The sequence below is a fragment of the Vibrio sp. 661 genome (assembly GCF_033339315.1).
Lineage (GTDB): Bacteria > Pseudomonadota > Gammaproteobacteria > Enterobacterales > Vibrionaceae > Vibrio > Vibrio alginolyticus.
Window position 1 is genome coordinate 1 of the sequence record NZ_JAWOUJ010000129.1, and the last position, 1,067, is coordinate 1,067.

At 47.7% G+C, this 1,067-nt stretch carries 1 protein-coding gene; it reads right to left on the reverse strand.

The features are described from left to right. Positions 1-1,067: methyl-accepting chemotaxis protein (locus tag R7P69_RS25175; RefSeq protein WP_318121825.1), on the reverse strand; the 1,067-nt coding region annotated here is incomplete at both ends.

Here is a 1,067-nt window from a genome sequence, read left to right on the forward strand (position 1 = left end):
ATGCCTGCCATTAACCCATTTATGGATTGCGTTGCGTGAGATTGCTGCTCGGCAGCAGCGGCCAATTCTGCCATTTGCTCGTTTAGAGAACCGATCTGCTCTGTCGTTGAAACCAATCTCGTTACGGCATTATCGATGTGTTCAGCACCTTGCTCTGCCAACGACTGGCTGTGTGCAATTTCCTGAACCACCGTGTGAGTTGAACGCTGAATTGCGTTAATAATACCGTTGATTTCTGTCGTCGATTGCGTGGTTCTTGTCGCCAACATGCGCACTTCATCGGCAACCACAGCAAAACCTCGCCCTTGTTCACCAGCTCTCGCCGCTTCAATTGCCGCATTGAGTGCCAGCAAATTAGTCTGTTCTGCTAACCCTTCAATCACTTCCGTCACGCGGCCAATTGCTTCGCTCTCTTTGCTTAACTGTGTAACTTGGGTGCTGGCGCTTTCTATGCTGCTGTGTAAACTTTCCATGGTCGCTTTATTTTGCTCAAGTGCGTCACGACCTTGTTCTATCTCATCTTTTGAATCTGATAACTTTTGCACCGATTGATTGGCTTGATCCAACGTATTACTCGCAGCAAAGGCAATCTCTTCGAGTTGACTCCCCATTTCTGAGATATTGGATTGTTGTTGTTCAACGTTATTGGATGTCACTTGTGCCGATTCGAGAAGTGCACCCATGCTGGTGTCCACTTGGTTCGCTTTGCCATTTACACCTGCAACAATGCCTGCCAGTGACTCGTTCATACGATTGATAGAGCTCGTAAGGTCAGCCAGCTCATCCTTGCCAACAACGTTCAATGGCGGTTGAGAAACATCGCCAGAGGCTATAATCTTCGCTCGTTCTGATAATCGCTGGACTCTGCGCCCAATGGTATTTCCCATGTATTTTGAAATCGCAATCGCCGCAATTACGACCAGTAATGCTGCCACCAGCATCGACGTAAGCACATTTTTGATTGATTGACTGATGCCAACACCGCTTTGATCCGCTTTAGCTTGCTGAGCCAACACAATCGTTTCTAGGCTTTGATTTAACGCGTTTGCCGCGGGTAACAACTCATT